The organism is Streptomyces sp. NBC_01707 (genome assembly GCF_041438805.1).
Lineage (GTDB): Bacteria > Actinomycetota > Actinomycetes > Streptomycetales > Streptomycetaceae > Streptomyces.
Genome location: NZ_CP109190.1, coordinates 3,987,414 through 4,001,777, shown reverse-complemented (window position 1 = coordinate 4,001,777; position 14,364 = coordinate 3,987,414). Strand labels below are relative to the sequence as shown.

Genomic DNA, 14,364 nt, shown 5'->3' with positions numbered 1-14,364 from the left:
CTGACACACAACGTCGGTATGTCGTCGGAGGGAGCAGGTCATGGGCAACCCCGAGGAAGCGCACGTCCCCGAGGAGCAGCGGCTCGGACCGGTACTGCGCCGCAGGGAACAGGTACAGCCCGGCACCACCGATCAGCGGCTGCTGGACACCGAGGGCGACTCCGAGTGGGTGCACACCGACCCATGGAGGGTGATGCGTATCCAGTCGGAGTTCGTCGAAGGATTCGGCGCCCTCGCCGAGCTGCCCAGTGCCATCAGCGTCTTCGGGTCGGCCCGCAGCCCGGTCGGAGGACCTGACTACGAGGCGGGCGTACAGATCGGCAAGGCGCTGGTCGAGGCGGGCTTCGCGGTGATCACCGGTGGCGGGCCCGGAGCGATGGAAGCGGCGAACAAGGGCGCACGCGAGGCGAAGGGCGTCTCGGTCGGCCTCGGCATCGAGCTGCCCTTCGAGTCCGGACTCAACCCGCACGTCGACATCGGCGTCAACTTCCGTTACTTCTTCGTCCGCAAGACGATGTTCGTGAAGTACGCGCAGGGCTTCGTCGTCCTGCCCGGCGGCCTCGGCACCCTGGACGAACTCTTCGAGGCGCTCACCCTCGTGCAGACCGGCAAGGTGACACGCTTCCCGATCGTGCTCTTCGGCACCGCGTACTGGTCCGGGCTCGTCGACTGGCTGCGGGACACGGTGGTGGCGCAGGGGAAGGCGTCCGAGCGGGATCTGCTGCTCTTCCACGTCACGGACAGCGTGGAAGAGGCGGTCACCCTGGTGACGAAGGAAGTCGGCCGGTAGGACGGCATCCGGGAGCCGGACGGGCTTGCCCGGGCCCCCGTCGCGATCGAGGTGCGGGGGCCGGGGCGGAGCCCCGGTTCCGGGAGGGGACGGGCACGGGACAAGGCCCCGCCCCGCTGCGTCACGCCCCGGCTAGGCCAGCCCCCTCCGCGCCACCGCCGGCGCCCGATGCCCGGCGATCGACGCCACCATGTCCAGTACCTGCCGCGTCTCCGCCACCTCGTGCACCCGATACACCCGTGCCCCCAGCCAGGCCGACACAGCGGTCGTCGCCAGCGTCCCGACCAGCCGTTCCTTCACCGGCCGGTCGAGCGTCTCCCCGACGAAGTCCTTGTTGGACAGCGATACGAGGACGGGCCAGCCGGTCTCCGTCATCTCACCGAGCCGACGCGTCGCCTCCAGCGAGTGCCGGGTGTTCTTCCCGAAGTCATGACCGGGGTCGATCATGATGCCGTCCGGCCTGACCCCGAGCTCCACGGCCCGCTCGGCCAGTCCTTCCGTCACCCGCAGGATGTCCGCCATCACGTCCTCGTACACGACCCGGTGCGGCCGGGTCCGCGGTTCGGCGCCGCCCGCGTGGGTGCACACCAGCCCCGCCCCGTACCGCGCGGCGACCTCGGCGAGCTTCGGGTCGACCCCGCCCCACGCGTCGTTCAGCACATCCGCACCGGCCTCGCAGACCGCCTCGCCGACATCGTGGCGCCAGGTGTCGACGCTGATGACGACATCCGGGTGGCGGCGCCGCACCTCGGCGACGAAACCGACCGTGCGTCGGGCCTCCTCCTGGGCCGTCACCTCCTCGCCGGGACCGGCCTTCACCCCGCCGACGTCGATGATGGCGGCGCCGTCCGCGACGGCCTGCTCGACCCGGGCGAGCGCGGGCTCGTCGCGGAAGGTCGCACCCTGGTCGTAGAAGGAGTCCGGAGTACGGTTCACGATCGCCATGATCACCGGCTCGTGCGCCCCGAATTCGCGCCGCCCCAGCCTGAGCGCACCGCTTCGCATCCCGTGTTTCTCCTCTGGTAGATCGCCCCGTGGGTCGCCTGCGACCCTAACTGTCGGCACCGCATGGCACGATCGGAGCCGGACAGGTTTTCGCTCCCGGGGAGATGCGCGTGTTCTGGTTCTTGCTGCTGGCGATGGTGGTGGTCGTGGCCGCGGTCACCCTCGCGGTGGTCGGCGGAGGGAAGAGTGCCGTCCTGCAGGACGTGGCCCCCGAGCAGCTGACCGACCCGCTGCCCGCGAACCGGCCGGTCGGCCGTGCGGACGTAGAAGCGATGCGGCTGCCCGTGGTGGCCCGCGGCTACCGGATGACGGACGTCGACGACGCCCTCGGCCGGCTCGGCGCCGAGCTCGCCGAACGGGACGCGCGGATCGCCGAGCTGGAGTCGGCGCTCGCCGGCGCGCAGGCGACGGCGGTGGGCGGCAAGGGGCTCTTCAAGGAACCGCAGAACCGGCCGCGCCTGGAGCGGTCCCCGTGGGAACCGCCGCACCCGCCGATCCCCGAGCGTTCCCCGTGGGAACCGCCGCACCCGTCGGCACCGTCCGACCCCCCGCCCGGAGATTCCGGGCCGCAGTCCGGGCCGCAGTCCGGGACCCGGTCCGGCGAGGAGCCGCAGCGATGAGCGTCGCCGGCGTCGAAGCCGCAGCCGACGGCAGGCTGCGCTGCTCCTGGGCACTGTCCACAGACGACTACCTCGTCTACCACGACACCGAATGGGGCCGCCCCGTCCACGGCGACGACGCCCTCTTCGAACGGCTCTGCCTGGAGGCGTTCCAGTCCGGACTGTCCTGGCTGACGATCCTGCGCCGCCGGGAAGGGTTCCGCAGCGCCTTCGCCGGATTCAAGATCCACGCGGTCGCGGGGTTCACCGACGCCGACAAGGAACGTCTCCTCGCCGACGCCGGGATCATCCGCAACCGCGCGAAGATCGATGCGACCCTCGCCAACGCCAAGGTGCTGGCCGACTGGCCGGACGGGGAGTTGGACGCACTGATCTGGTCGTACGCCCCCGACCCGGCCACCCGCCCCGCCCCGCGCACCCTCGGGGACGTCGCGGCGGTCACCCCGGAGTCCACGGCTCTCGCCAAGGACCTCAAGAAGCGCGGCCTGCGCTTCATCGGCCCCACGACGGCCTACGCCCTGATGCAGGCGTGCGGCCTGGTCGACGACCACCTGGCCGACTGCGTGGCCCGGGGTACCGCGGCGTAGCGGAGAGCTACTTCCCCAGGTACTTCGGCTTCGCCTTGTCCAGGAAGGCCTGCACCGCGATCGTGTGGTCCTCCGACGCGCCCGCCATGGTCTGGAGCTCGTCCTCCTTCTCCAGCGTCTCGCTCAGCGTGTGGCCGGCGCCGTAGGCCAGGGACGCCTTGAGCGCGGCGTACGCCACCGTCGGACCGTCCGCCAGCCTGCGGGCCACCGCCAGCGCCTCCGCGGCGAGGTCGTCGGCGGGCACCACCTTGTTCGCGATGCCCAGCTCGTAGGCGTCCTGCGCGGAGATCGAACGCGGGAAGAGCAGCAGATCGGCCGCGCGGCTCTGACCGATCAGCCGGGGCAGCGTCCACGAGACACCCGAGTCGGCGGTCAGGGCGACCCCGGCGAACGAGGTGTTGAAGGATGCGCTGTCGGCCACCACCCGGTAGTCGCACGCGAGCGCGAAGCCGAAGCCCGCGCCGGCCGCCACACCGTTGACCCCGGCGACGACGGGCTTCTCCATCTCGGTGATCGCCCGGACGACCGGGTTGTAGTGCTCCTGCACGGTGCTCAGCGCATTGCCCGTGCCGGACTCGCGTGTGGCGGTGAGCGTGGCGACGTGTTCCTTGAGGTCCTGGCCGACGCAGAAGGCGCGCCCGGTCGCGGTGAGCAGAACGGCCCGTACAGCGCTGTCGGCGGCGGCCGACTGCAGCGCGTCACGGAGCGCGACCTTGGCCGCCGTGTTCATGGCGTTCATCGCGTCGGGCCGGTTGATCGTGATCGTCGCGAGACCGTCGGTCACTTCGTAGAGCACCGTGTCGGCCACGTTGTCCGCCATTTGCTGTCCCCTTTGCGCCTCGGGCAATGCCTGTCGAGCCAAGCATGGCCGACAGCACGGAGGGCGAACATGTGACCTGCGTCTAACAATTGCGCCCCGATGCAGGGGTGAAGGCGACGGAGTATCGCAGCCGGATCGCCGAATTGAGTGGTTTTGAGAGAGCGCGTTGCGCAAGCGATGCAGACCGATGTTGGTCATCGGGGTCTCTGATGCGGGATAATGGCCTGGAAGCAATGTGTTCGATGCCGGTGACACAGCGCCTGTCATGGGGCCGCCGGTTGATATGAGCTGGTTTCAGGAAGGGGAACGAGCATGGCGGCCATGAAGCCGCGGACGGGCGACGGCCCGCTCGAGGTGACAAAGGAGGGGCGGGGCATCGTCATGCGCGTTCCGCTCGAAGGCGGCGGTCGGCTTGTCGTGGAGCTGACGCCGGACGAGGCCGATGCGCTCGGCGACGCCCTCAAGAAGGTCGTTGGCTGACGCGGAGGCGCCCACACTTCACCGCTGCCCCGCCACGGAGCCCGTGCCGGGGCAGTGGTGCGTCCGGGACTCGTCGCAGTCCGGGTGCGGGACGAGGGGCGAGAACCGGCGGACGGTCAGCCGCGCCGGACCGCGCACAGCAGGCCGTCGCCCACCGGCAGCAACGTGGCCATCAGCTCCTGGCTCTCCCGCACCGCCCGCAACAGCTCCCGCAGCCTCAGCACCTCCGCGGGCTGTGCCGCCGAGTCGACCGTGCGGCCGTCCGCGAAGACACCCTCGAAGCAGACCAGACCGCCAGGTCGCAGCAGGCGCAACGATTCAGCGAGGCAGTCCAGGCTCTCCAGCCGGTCGCCGTCGCAGAACACCAGGTCGTATCCGCCGTCCGCGAGTCGCGGAAGTACGTCGAGGGCGCGCCCCGGGATGAACCGGGCCCGATTGGCGGCGAACCCCGCGGCCCGGAACGCCTCGCGGGCGAACTGCTGACGCTCCGGCTCCGGATCCACCGTGGTCAGCACGCCGTCGGGTCGCATCCCGTGCAGCAGATAGATGCCGGAGACGCCGGTTCCGGTGCCGATCTCGGCCACCGCCTTGGCGTCCGTCGTGGCAGCGAGCAGGCGCAGCGCTGCGCCGGTGCCCGGTGACACCGAGCGGAGCCCTGCGTCCCGGGCCCGGTCCCGGGCCCAGCGCAGTGCTTCGTCCTCGGCGACAAAGGCGTCGGCGAACGCCCAGCTCGTCTGCCGGTTGGCGGTAATGACCCTCTCCTGTCCCCGTAGTTGGCGCAACGGTGACTGTATCCGCTGTACCCGGGAACCCGCAGATGGGACCGGGCGTTATCAAGGGGCAGGGGAAAGCGCGTGGACAGGGCCCGCAGATCGGGCCCGGGAATCCGCGGCAGGTGGTCCCGGGAAGGTCCCCGGCCCCAGCAGGAAAAAGGCTTATCCGGAGCTAACGGGCGAGGTGGCTATGGTAGGGGCTCCACTGGACACCACCAGAGCCGACAGGGGAGGTGCGGCTGCGCCTGTGGATCGGGGAGGAGTGCTGCGGCGCTTCCTCAGGTCGGCGGGTGAGCCGAAATCCGTGACCAACATTGCTGACCGTTCTTCCAACGACTCCGCACCGACCGCGACCTTCGCCTCAGATGCGGACTCCCAGGCTTGGATGCCGCCCTCATGGGAAGAGATCGTCAGCACGCACAGCGGTCGTGTCTACCGCCTTGCCTACCGTCTGACGGGCAACCAGCATGATGCCGAGGACCTCACCCAGGAGGTCTTCGTCCGGGTGTTCCGTTCGCTGTCGACCTATACGCCCGGCACCTTCGAGGGCTGGCTGCACCGCATCACGACCAACCTGTTCCTGGACATGGTCCGTCGTAAGCAGCGGATCCGTTTCGACTCGCTCGGCGACGACGCCGCCGAGCGGCTGCCGAGCCGTGAACCGTCCCCGCAGCAGGTTTTCAACGACACCCACTTCGACGCGGACGTGCAGCAGGCGCTGGACACCCTTGCGCCCGAGTTCCGCGCCGCGGTCGTGCTCTGTGACATCGAGGGACTCTCGTACGAGGAGATCGCCGCGACACTCGGCGTGAAGCTCGGCACCGTGCGCAGCCGCATCCACCGCGGACGCTCGCACCTGCGCAAGGCGCTGCAGCACCGCTCTCCGGAGGCCCGTGCCGAGCAGCGCTCGCTGGCGGGCGCGATGGTGACGGGGGAGGGCGGATCGGCGTGAGTGGCACGGGTCCGACCCCTGCGGAACAGCATCTGGGGGACCGGCTTGCCGCGCTTGTCGACGGTGAGCTCAAGCATGACGTCCGTGACCGGGTGCTCGCCCATCTCGCGACCTGCGCCAAGTGCAAGGCCGAGGCTGCCGCCCAGCGGCGGCTGAAGAGCGTCTTCGCGCAGTCCGCCCCGCCTTCGCCGTCCGAGGGGTTCCTCGCCCGGCTGCAGGGCCTTCCCGGGGGGCCTGGTGGTGACGACGACAGCCAAGGAAGACCATTCGGCGGCTCCGGACGCTTCGCCGACGGACTCTTCCCCGAGATCCGGCCTTCCGGCAGCCGCACCGATTCACCCTCGGGGAGCTCGCCGCTCGACCGCTTCGGCTATATCCCGACACCGCACGGCTCGGCCGCGGTGCTTCCGGGTGCCGCATCGCGTTCCGCGTTCCCCATCCATGAGGTGGGCCGGGACGCGGACCGTTCGCCGTGGCGCGGACGCAGGTTCGCCTTCGCTGCGGCCAGCGCCGTCTCGCTGGCTGCCATCGCGCTCGGCGGTGCCCTGCCGACGGACGCCGGTCCCGACGCCCCGGTCCGCGCCGAGGGCGCCGGCAACAACGTGACCCCCCTCGATGCGGACGCACGCGCCGAGCGCGGCAGCGTGACCAGTCGCCGTGGTGGTGGCATCGGCACGTCGGCCGCGCCCCACAGCAGCCGCACGGTCGCCGCCGCCACGCCGTTCCAGCAGCCGAGCGGCCGTGTACCCGCAATGTTGGGCGCGGGTCTCGTGACACCCAACCCCTTCATGGTCCCGGTGCTGACCAATGTGTCCGCGCCGCCGCTGATACGTCCGACTGCCACCAGCCCCCTGTTCACCCGGGCGCTGGGCAGCGGACTGACCCCCACGTCCCCCGCGCCCTCGCCGACCACGTCCTGGACGCCTACATCGGCCTCGGCCCTGCCGAGCTCCGCCGATCACGGTCTGCCGCTTTCCCCCCGGCGCTGACCGGGGTCTGCGCAGCCATTCGCAAACCTGGTTGAATCCCGGGAGGAATTCCCGGAGGGACGTCCCTCGCGGGCATGCTGAGGGCCAGTTGCGGCAGTTGCGGGGAGAACATGGACGACGGAAAGCCCACCGGGCCCAAGGCTAAGTGGTGGAGCCGTCCCACGCCGGGGCACACCACCACGTCGGCGCCGGAGAGTGCGGCGGCCGCGGTGGATGCACCGGTCGAGGACGTGCGGGCCGCGGACACACCCGCACGGCCCGAACCGGTGGCGCCCGCGCAGCCCGTGGCACCCGAGCCCGTGACACCCGCGCAGCCCGCAGCACCCGAGCCCATAGCACCCGAGCCCGTGGCGCAGGCGCCCGCGGCCCCGGCCTCGACTCCCCCGGCCCCGGCGGCCGCACCGGCGGTCCCGGCAACCGCCCCCGCCCCGGCGGCGAAGCCACTGCACGAGCCCGATGAGTACAGCACCCCGCCGTACGGCGGCCCCGGGCCCTGGGCGCCCGCGCCCCCCGTGCAGCGCCCGGTCCCGACGCCGGCCCACGGCACCCCGGTGCCCGCGCCGTTCGCGGCCACGAACGGCGCGGACGTACCCACCGGCCCCGCGCCCACCCAGGGACCCGTCCCCGTCCCCGCCCAGGCCCCCGTCCCCGGCCCGGCCTTCACGCCCCCGCCCCCGCCGCCCCAGTCCACGCACTGGCTGCAGTACGACCCCTGGGGTGGGTACCGGCAGCCACTGACCCAGGCCGGTCAGCCGCTCGGCTCAGACGGCGGACGAGGGAGGAACCGGCGCGGTTCGCTGCTCGTCGGCGCGCTGCTGCTCGCCCTCGTGGCGGGCGGCATCGGCGGTGGCATCGGGGCCTACGTCGAGCGCAACGGCGGCCTGACCACGGTCGAGCTCCCGCAGACCGCGAAGAACAGCGGCGGCCGCGCCCCCGACAGTGTCGCGGGCATCGCGGCCAGCGCCCTGCCCAGCGTGGTCACCCTCCACGTCAGCGGCACCACCGAATCGGGCACCGGCACCGGCTTCGTCCTCGACAACGAGGGCCACATCCTCACCAACAACCATGTGGTCGCCCCGGCCGGCCCCTCCGGCGACATCACGGTGACGTTCAGCGGCGGCGAGACCGCGAGCGCCGAGGTCGTCGGCAAGGACAGCGGTTACGACCTCGCCGTGGTCAAGGTCAAGGGCGTCTCCGGGCTCAAGCCGCTGCCGCTGGGCAACTCGGACAACGTGCAGGTCGGCGACCCGGTCGTGGCCATCGGCGCCCCCTTCGACCTGTCCAACACCGTCACCTCCGGCATCATCAGCGCCAAGGACCGGCCGATCACGGCGGGCGGCGAGAAGGGCGACGGCAGCGACATCAGCTACGTGGACGCGCTGCAGACCGACGCCCCCATCAACCCGGGCAACTCCGGCGGACCGCTGGTCGACACCGACGCCCATGTCATAGGCATCAACAGCGCCATCCGCGCCGCCGACAGCGGTGCGACGACCGAGGGCGGCCAGGCGGGGTCCATCGGCCTCGGATTCGCCATCCCGATCAATCAGGGCAAGCGGGTAGCCGAGGAGCTGATCAACACCGGAAAGGCCACCCACCCGGTGATCGGCGTCACCTTGGACATGAAGTACACCGGTGACGGCGCCAAGGTCGGCGCGAAGGGCGCCGAGGGCAAGCCCGCGGTGACACCGGGCGGTCCCGGTGCAAAGGCCGGCATCAAGCCGGGCGACATCATCACCGAGGTGGACGGCCAGCGGGTGCACAGCGGCGAGGAGCTGATCGTGAAGATCCGCGCACACCGCCCGGGCGACCGTTTGGACCTCGGCCTGACCCGCGGTGGTAAAGACCTGTCCATGACTTTGACCCTCGGGTCCGCAACAGGCACGTGACGGCACCGGGACGCTACCGCCCGGACAGTTCCGCCGGGTACCGTGGGCCGGGGCCGGACCTCATCCGACCTGGTCCATGGTCTCGGAGAACACGAGGAGCAACTAGGTGTTCAATGACATAGGCGCACTCGAGCTGGTGACGCTCGTGATCCTCGGCGTGCTCGTCTTCGGCCCGGACAAGCTGCCCAAGGTCATCCAGGACGCCTCGCGCTTCATCCGGAAGATCCGTGAGTTCTCCGAGAGCGCCAAGGAAGACATCCGTACGGAGCTCGGCCCGGAGTTCAAGGACTTCGAGTTCGAGGATCTCAACCCGAAGACGTTCGTCCGCAAGCAGCTCATGGACGGCAACGACGATCTCGGGCTGAAGGAGATCCGCGAGAGCTTCGACCTGCGCAAGGAGATGGCGGAGGTCACCGACGCGGTGAACGGGCGCGAGACCACGGCTGTGGAGTCGGCGGGCGGCGTGTCGGGCAGCGCTGCGATCACCGCGGCGAACGGCTCCCCGGGCGCTCCCGACCTGCTCAAGAAGCGTGAACAGCCCGCGAAGGACGACCGCCCGCCGTTCGACGCCGACGCCACCTGACACCGGTCAATCCCGACTCGTCCGGACGGTATGGCTATTCTCCATCTGTCCGGTTGCGAGGCTGCCCGAGGGGGGCGGGCCACTCCGGACCTTAGGGATCGAGGAGGCGGCCGGGCAGATGGAGACGACAAGTCGGGCAGGCGCGGAAGGTGCGTCCAGCGCAGTCACCGAAGAGGAGGTGCCGGCGGCCCGGCGTACGGTCGACGGCTATCTGCAGGCGTCGTTCCCCTGGTACGGACTGGACGAGGCCTTCACCGGTCCGCGCTGGCTGATGCAGGTCGGTACGGCGGCGGACGGCACGGTGCAGCACGGATCGACCGGGCACGGTGACGAGCCGCTGGTCCGGGGCGACTCGGGTGGTGACAAGCAGCGGTTCGCGGTCGTGGTGACCGTGGGCAGCAGTCCCGTGCGGCGCAGCGGCGACGGTACGGGAGTCCTGGACGCGACCACGGTGTCGTCCGCCGCCTGGCTGGCGGGCTCGGGCCTGCTGTCGTTCACCTGGCCCCCGCAGCTGGACCACACGCTGCGCGACGACTGGCTGGACCAGCAGACGGAGACGGCGTTCGAACTCGCCGACGATCTGGACGGTCCCGCGTGGCAGGTGCTGTCCCTGCCGGTGGACGGGGTTCCGGTGCCGTTCCACTACCGCGAGTCCGAGTACGGGTGGGTGCTGGCGGGGTCGGCGCACGACGGGGTGCACATCGGGGCGTACGGGCGCGGGATGAGCGCGTACGGACTCGGGTTCTCGGTGGTCGCAGACATCGCCACCTACGCGTAGCGGCTCGACGGGTGCGGTGAGCCGCGACCGGACGCGTCCGGTTCGCCGCCCCTTCCCCGATCGCCGGACGGACTGCTCCCGTCGCGGCGATCGAGGACTCGGGCGGTTTTCAGAACTTGTTGCGCGGGGTGATCCCCAGAGACATGCCCGACAGGCCCCGCTGACGGCCGCCCAGCCGCTCCGCGATCGCGCGCAGCGCCTTGCCGGCCGGGGAGTCCGGGTCCGAGAGGACCACGGGCTTGCCCTCGTCGCCGCCCTCGCGCAGACGTACGTCGATCGGGATGGAGCCGAGCACCGGCACCTCCGCGCCGACCGTCCTCGTCAGGCCCTCGGCCACCTTCCGGCCGCCGCCCGTGCCGAACACGTCGACCATTTCGTCGCAGTGCGGGCACGGCATGCCGGACATGTTCTCGACGACGCCGACGATCTTCTGGTGGGTCTGCACCGCGATCGAGCCCGCCCGCTCGGCCACCTCGGCCGCGGCCTGCTGCGGGGTCGTGACGACCAGGATCTCCGCGTTCGGCACGAGCTGTGCCACGGAGATCGCGATGTCACCGGTGCCCGGCGGCAGGTCGAGCAGCAGGACGTCGAGGTCGCCCCAGTAGACATCGGCGAGGAACTGCTGCAGCGCTCGGTGCAGCATCGGGCCACGCCACACCACCGGGGCGTTGCCCGGGGTGAACATGCCGATGGAGATGACCTTCACGCCGTATGCCGACGGCGGCATGATCATGTTCTCGACCTGGGTCGGCTTGCCGTCCGCGCCGAGCATCCGCGGCACGCTGTGCCCGTAGATGTCCGCGTCGACGACGCCGACCTTGAGTCCGTCGGCGGCCATCGCCGCCGCGAGGTTCACCGTCACGGACGATTTGCCGACGCCGCCCTTGCCGGACGCCACCGCGTACACCCGGGTCAGCGAGCCGGGCTTGGCGAACGGCACCTCGCGCTCCGCCGTGCCGCCGCGCAGCGACGACGCGAGTTCCTTGCGCTGTTCGTCGCTCATCACGTCGAGTGTCACGTCGACGCGCGTGACGCCTTCGACCTTCGCCACCGCTTCGGTCACGTTCTTGGTGATGGTCTCGCGCATCGGGCAGCCGGACACCGTGAGATACACCGTGACAGCGACCGCACCGTCAGCGGCGATCTCGACCGACTTGACCATGCCGAGTTCGGTGATCGGTCGGTGGATCTCCGGGTCGTTCACTGTCGCCAGTGCTTCGCGCACCGCGTCTTCGGTAGCCATACGACGATGTTACGGCGCCCGCACCCGCCGCCGGGATGGGCCGTCAGCGGTCTTCGTCACTCTCGGCAGAAAATAGTGCGCGCCGGTCGTCCATGTCCTTCACCATGTCCTGGAGTTCCGAGCGGATCCAGTCGCGGGTGGCGACCTCGCCGAGCCCCATCCGCAGGGACGCGATCTCCCGGGTGAGGTACTCGGTGTCCGCGATGGAGCGCTCGTTCTGCTTGCGGTCCTGCTCGTGGGTGACCCGGTCGCGGTCGTCCTGCCGGTTCTGCGCGAGCAGGATCAGCGGGGCCGCGTACGAGGCCTGGAGCGACAGCATCAGCGTCAGGAAGATGAACGGGTACTCGTCGAAGCGCAGCTTCACCGGGGCGAAGATGTTCCACAGCACCCAGACGATGATGATCAGCGTCATCCAGACGATGAACCGCCCGGTGCCGAGGAAGCGGGCGATCCGCTCGGAGAACCGGCCGAACGCCTCGGGGTCGTACTCCGGCAGAAGCCGCGGCCGCAGGTCCTTGGGCTGGTCCAGTCGGCCCCTGGCGGTGCGCGTCATCGCCGACGACCCCGTCGACGAGGGCCCGGGGCCCGACGCCCGGGAGCGGTCCTCACCCGCCATGGGCCACCCACTCCTCGCTGTGGAAGTCGGTCTCCCGCCAGTCCTCGGGCAGCAGATGGTCGAGCACGTCGTCGACGGTCACCGCACCGAGCAGCGACCCGCTCTCGTCCACGACGGGTACCGAGACCAGGTTGTACGCCGCCAGGTAACTGGTCACCACCGACAGCGGGGTGTCCGGGGTCAGTGGCACGAGGTCGCTGTCGACGATCGAGCTGACCAGGGTGAAAGGCGGGTCGCGCAGCAGCCGCTGGAAGTGCACCGCGCCCAGGTACTTTCCGGTCGGCGTCTCGTCCGGCGGCCGGCACACGTACACCTGCGCGGCGAGCGCCGGTGACAGGTCGGAGCGGCGGACCCGGGCGAGCGCGTCGGCGACCGTGGCGTCCGGCCGCAGCACGATCGGCTCGGTGGTCATCAGACCGCCCGCGGTCCTCTCCTCGTACGACATCAGCCGCCGCACGTCCGCCGCGTCGTCCGGCCGCATCAGCATCAGCAGCCGCTCCTTGTCCTCCTCCGGCAGTTCGGAGAGCAGGTCGGCCGCGTCATCCGGGTCCATCGCCTCCAGGACGTCGGCGGCGCGCTCCTCCTTGAGCTTGCCGATGATCTCCACCTGGTCGTCCTCGGGCAGCTCCTCCAGCACGTCGGCGAGCCGGTCGTCGTCGAGCGCGGCGGCCACCTCGGCGCGCCGCTTCGGCGACAGATGGTGCAGCGCGTTGGCCACGTCGGTCGGGCGCAGCCGCTCGAACGTGGCGACGAGCGACTCCGCGCCCTGCCCGTGCTCCTCCAGCGAGAAGCCGCGCACCGCCGACCAGTCCACCGTGAGGGTCTCGCCCTTGCGGCGCAGCGCCCCGCCCCTGCCCTTGCGCACGTAGTACTTGACGATCTCCCAGTCGCGGCGGGCCGGGAGCTGCTGGATCGCGACGTCGAGGATGGTGACCTCCTCGTCGGTCTCCACCAGCCGGACCCGGCGGTCCAGGAACTCGCCGAGGATCAGGCGCTCGGTGGGGCGCTGCTCGAAGCGCCGCATGTTCACCACGCCGGTGGTGATGACCTGGCCCGAGTCGATGCCCGTCACCCGGGTCATCGGGAGGAAGATCCGGCGCCGGCTGACCACCTCGACGACGAAGCCGAGCAGCCGTGGTGGACGGCCGCCGACCCGCAGCATCGCGACGAGATCGCGGACGCGGCCCACCTGGTCGCCGTTGGGGTCGAAGACGGGTACGCCGGAGAGGTGCGAGACGAAGACCCGGGAGGCGCCTGCGGCCACGGTGCGTGCCTCCTTCCGTCCCGTCGAGACGGCTACGGTCCGTTCAGTCGGTTATGCGCTGTTATGACGGGATCAGGCTAGCCCGTACCGCTCCGGGTCGGCCCGGTGGAGCCGTCCGTACGGCTCTGCGCCGGACGGCGTACCGGGCACCGGTACGCTGCCGTCAGCCACCCCCACACGCAGATGAGAGGCAGTGCGCCCGTGACCTCTTTTGTCCCGCCCGTCGCTCCCCGCCGCCGGACCGCTGTTGCCGTCCTGCTCTGTGCGGGCCTGATCGCAGCCCTGACGGCGTGCGGCAGCGAGGATCCGGACAAGGGGACCAACGGCGTCGGCAGACTCTCGGCGGCGGAGATCGAGAACCGGGCGCAGAAGGCGGCGGACTCCGCGGACGCGGTGCGGCTGGCCGGCACGCTGGTCAGCAAGGGCGGCACGTACAAGATCGACATGCGGCTCAAGGAGGACGGCGGCACCGGTTCGCTCACCTCGAAGAACAGCACGTTCGAGCTGCTGCGGATCGGTGACGAGGTCTACCTGAAGGCCGACTCCGGCTTCTGGAGCCACGACGAGAAGGGCAGCACGGACGGCAAGGGCGACGCAGGTGCCGCGGCCGGGGACAAGCTCCAGAACAAGTACGTGAAGGTCCCCCAGGGCGATCCCACGTACAAGCAGCTGCGCGGCTTCACGGACATGAAGACCCTGCTCGACGGGATGCTCACACTGCACGGCAAGGTCAACAAGGGTGACCACGGCAAGGTGGGTTCCGTCCGTACCGTCCAGATCCTCGGCGGGAAGGGCGAGGGCGGTGCGCTCGATGTCTCGCTGAAGGGCACGCCGTATCCGCTGCGGTTCGCCCGTGGCGGTGGCGGAGGCATTCTCACGCTCGCCGACTGGGGCCTGGACTTCGAGCTGAAGGCCCCGGCCAAGGGCGACACCGTCGACTACGGGCAGCAGCTCCCCAAGTCCACCTCGTAGTGC

The 14,364-nt window shown here is 70.7% G+C and carries 16 protein-coding genes; 10 read left to right on the top strand and 6 right to left on the bottom strand.

Annotated features, from left to right (window positions below):
- The first annotated feature begins 40 nt into the window (after positions 1 to 40).
- Positions 41 to 790: a TIGR00730 family Rossman fold protein gene (locus tag OG963_RS17910; RefSeq protein WP_030915368.1), complete on the top strand. Its 750-nt coding sequence runs from the start codon at positions 41 to 43 to the stop codon at positions 788 to 790.
- Between the two features lie 132 nt (positions 791 to 922).
- Here the strand turns inward: OG963_RS17910 and folP are convergent, their stop codons facing one another.
- Entirely contained in the window at positions 923 to 1,795 is an 873-nt protein-coding gene (folP, locus tag OG963_RS17905; RefSeq protein ID WP_030915371.1) for a dihydropteroate synthase, read from the bottom strand.
- A gap of 104 nt (positions 1,796 to 1,899) precedes the next feature.
- Here folP and OG963_RS17900 point away from each other — a divergent pair, with 104 nt between their 5' ends.
- Both OG963_RS17900 and OG963_RS17895 read left to right on the top strand, forming a co-directional pair.
- Positions 1,900 to 2,415, top strand: coding sequence for a hypothetical protein (locus tag OG963_RS17900; RefSeq protein WP_319328767.1), 516 nt, complete (start codon positions 1,900 to 1,902; stop codon positions 2,413 to 2,415).
- Entirely contained in the window at positions 2,412 to 3,002 is a 591-nt protein-coding gene (locus OG963_RS17895; RefSeq protein WP_030915377.1) for a DNA-3-methyladenine glycosylase I, read from the top strand. Before OG963_RS17900 ends, OG963_RS17895 begins: the two co-directional genes overlap by 4 nt.
- A gap of 7 nt (positions 3,003 to 3,009) precedes the next feature.
- Here the strand turns inward: OG963_RS17895 and OG963_RS17890 are convergent, their stop codons facing one another.
- Positions 3,010 to 3,822 (bottom strand): enoyl-CoA hydratase-related protein, encoded by an 813-nt coding sequence (locus tag OG963_RS17890; protein WP_319328772.1) that lies wholly within the window; start codon positions 3,820 to 3,822, stop codon positions 3,010 to 3,012.
- A 312-nt stretch (positions 3,823 to 4,134) separates the two neighbouring features.
- Between OG963_RS17890 and OG963_RS17885 the strand changes: the two genes are divergently transcribed.
- A complete protein-coding gene (locus OG963_RS17885; protein WP_003966491.1) occupies positions 4,135 to 4,302 on the top strand; it encodes a DUF3117 domain-containing protein in 168 nt (55 codons plus the stop codon).
- A gap of 116 nt (positions 4,303 to 4,418) precedes the next feature.
- On the opposite strand, the gene OG963_RS17880 is transcribed toward OG963_RS17885, so the two are convergent.
- A complete protein-coding gene (locus tag OG963_RS17880; protein ID WP_030915381.1) occupies positions 4,419 to 5,084 on the bottom strand; it encodes an O-methyltransferase in 666 nt (221 codons plus the stop codon).
- 181 nt (positions 5,085 to 5,265) lie between these two features.
- On the opposite strand from OG963_RS17880, the gene sigE reads away from it, so the two are divergent.
- From sigE to OG963_RS17855, 5 genes are all read left to right on the top strand, one after another.
- Entirely contained in the window at positions 5,266 to 6,027 is a 762-nt protein-coding gene (gene sigE, locus OG963_RS17875) for an RNA polymerase sigma factor SigE (protein ID WP_176902140.1), read from the top strand.
- On the top strand, positions 6,024 to 7,016 hold the full coding sequence (locus tag OG963_RS17870) for a zf-HC2 domain-containing protein (protein WP_371799232.1): 993 nt from the start codon (positions 6,024 to 6,026) through the stop codon (positions 7,014 to 7,016). The genes sigE and OG963_RS17870 overlap by 4 nt, the downstream gene beginning before the upstream one ends.
- Positions 7,017 to 7,126: 110 nt before the next feature.
- Entirely contained in the window at positions 7,127 to 8,905 is a 1,779-nt protein-coding gene (locus OG963_RS17865) for a trypsin-like peptidase domain-containing protein (protein ID WP_371799231.1), read from the top strand.
- Between the two features lie 106 nt (positions 8,906 to 9,011).
- On the top strand, positions 9,012 to 9,488 hold the full coding sequence (locus tag OG963_RS17860; RefSeq protein ID WP_030915392.1) for a sec-independent translocase: 477 nt from the start codon (positions 9,012 to 9,014) through the stop codon (positions 9,486 to 9,488).
- 118 nt (positions 9,489 to 9,606) lie between these two features.
- Positions 9,607 to 10,266, top strand: a complete 660-nt coding sequence (locus tag OG963_RS17855; RefSeq protein WP_030915395.1) for a hypothetical protein — start codon at positions 9,607 to 9,609, stop codon at positions 10,264 to 10,266.
- Positions 10,267 to 10,375: 109 nt separating this feature from the next.
- On the opposite strand, the gene OG963_RS17850 is transcribed toward OG963_RS17855, so the two are convergent.
- The 3 genes from OG963_RS17850 to OG963_RS17840 are packed head-to-tail and all read right to left on the bottom strand — an operon-like array spanning position 10,376 to position 13,389.
- Complete coding sequence (locus tag OG963_RS17850) at positions 10,376 to 11,509, bottom strand: Mrp/NBP35 family ATP-binding protein (protein ID WP_030915398.1); 1,134 nt, start codon at positions 11,507 to 11,509, stop codon at positions 10,376 to 10,378.
- A 43-nt stretch (positions 11,510 to 11,552) separates the two neighbouring features.
- The gene (locus tag OG963_RS17845) at positions 11,553 to 12,125 is read right to left on the bottom strand and encodes a DUF1003 domain-containing protein (protein ID WP_093772765.1); all 573 of its coding nucleotides are present in this window, start codon (positions 12,123 to 12,125) and stop codon (positions 11,553 to 11,555) included.
- Positions 12,115 to 13,389: a magnesium transporter MgtE N-terminal domain-containing protein gene (locus tag OG963_RS17840; RefSeq protein ID WP_030915403.1), complete on the bottom strand. Its 1,275-nt coding sequence runs from the start codon at positions 13,387 to 13,389 to the stop codon at positions 12,115 to 12,117. The genes OG963_RS17845 and OG963_RS17840 overlap by 11 nt, the downstream gene beginning before the upstream one ends.
- Positions 13,390 to 13,590: 201 nt before the next feature.
- On the opposite strand from OG963_RS17840, the gene OG963_RS17835 reads away from it, so the two are divergent.
- The gene (locus OG963_RS17835) at positions 13,591 to 14,361 is read left to right on the top strand and encodes a hypothetical protein (RefSeq protein ID WP_093772763.1); all 771 of its coding nucleotides are present in this window, start codon (positions 13,591 to 13,593) and stop codon (positions 14,359 to 14,361) included.
- Positions 14,362 to 14,364: the final 3 nt, after the last annotated feature.

What these genes read in the sequence shown, in the direction of transcription:
- OG963_RS17845 (WP_093772765.1), bottom strand. Translation starts at nt 12,125, where the DNA reads ATGGCGGGTGAGGACCGCTCCCGGGCGTCGGGCCCCGGGCCCTCGTCG.
- OG963_RS17865 (WP_371799231.1), top strand. Translation starts at nt 7,127, where the DNA reads ATGGACGACGGAAAGCCCACCGGGCCCAAGGCTAAGTGGTGGAGCCGT.
- folP (WP_030915371.1), bottom strand. Translation starts at nt 1,795, where the DNA reads ATGCGAAGCGGTGCGCTCAGGCTGGGGCGGCGCGAATTCGGGGCGCAC.
- OG963_RS17895 (WP_030915377.1), top strand. Translation starts at nt 2,412, where the DNA reads ATGAGCGTCGCCGGCGTCGAAGCCGCAGCCGACGGCAGGCTGCGCTGC.
- OG963_RS17890 (WP_319328772.1), bottom strand. Translation starts at nt 3,822, where the DNA reads ATGGCGGACAACGTGGCCGACACGGTGCTCTACGAAGTGACCGACGGT.
- sigE (WP_176902140.1), top strand. Translation starts at nt 5,266, where the DNA reads ATGGTAGGGGCTCCACTGGACACCACCAGAGCCGACAGGGGAGGTGCG.
- OG963_RS17910 (WP_030915368.1), top strand. Translation starts at nt 41, where the DNA reads ATGGGCAACCCCGAGGAAGCGCACGTCCCCGAGGAGCAGCGGCTCGGA.
- OG963_RS17855 (WP_030915395.1), top strand. Translation starts at nt 9,607, where the DNA reads ATGGAGACGACAAGTCGGGCAGGCGCGGAAGGTGCGTCCAGCGCAGTC.
- OG963_RS17885 (WP_003966491.1), top strand. Translation starts at nt 4,135, where the DNA reads ATGGCGGCCATGAAGCCGCGGACGGGCGACGGCCCGCTCGAGGTGACA.
- OG963_RS17850 (WP_030915398.1), bottom strand. Translation starts at nt 11,509, where the DNA reads ATGGCTACCGAAGACGCGGTGCGCGAAGCACTGGCGACAGTGAACGAC.
- OG963_RS17900 (WP_319328767.1), top strand. Translation starts at nt 1,900, where the DNA reads ATGCGCGTGTTCTGGTTCTTGCTGCTGGCGATGGTGGTGGTCGTGGCC.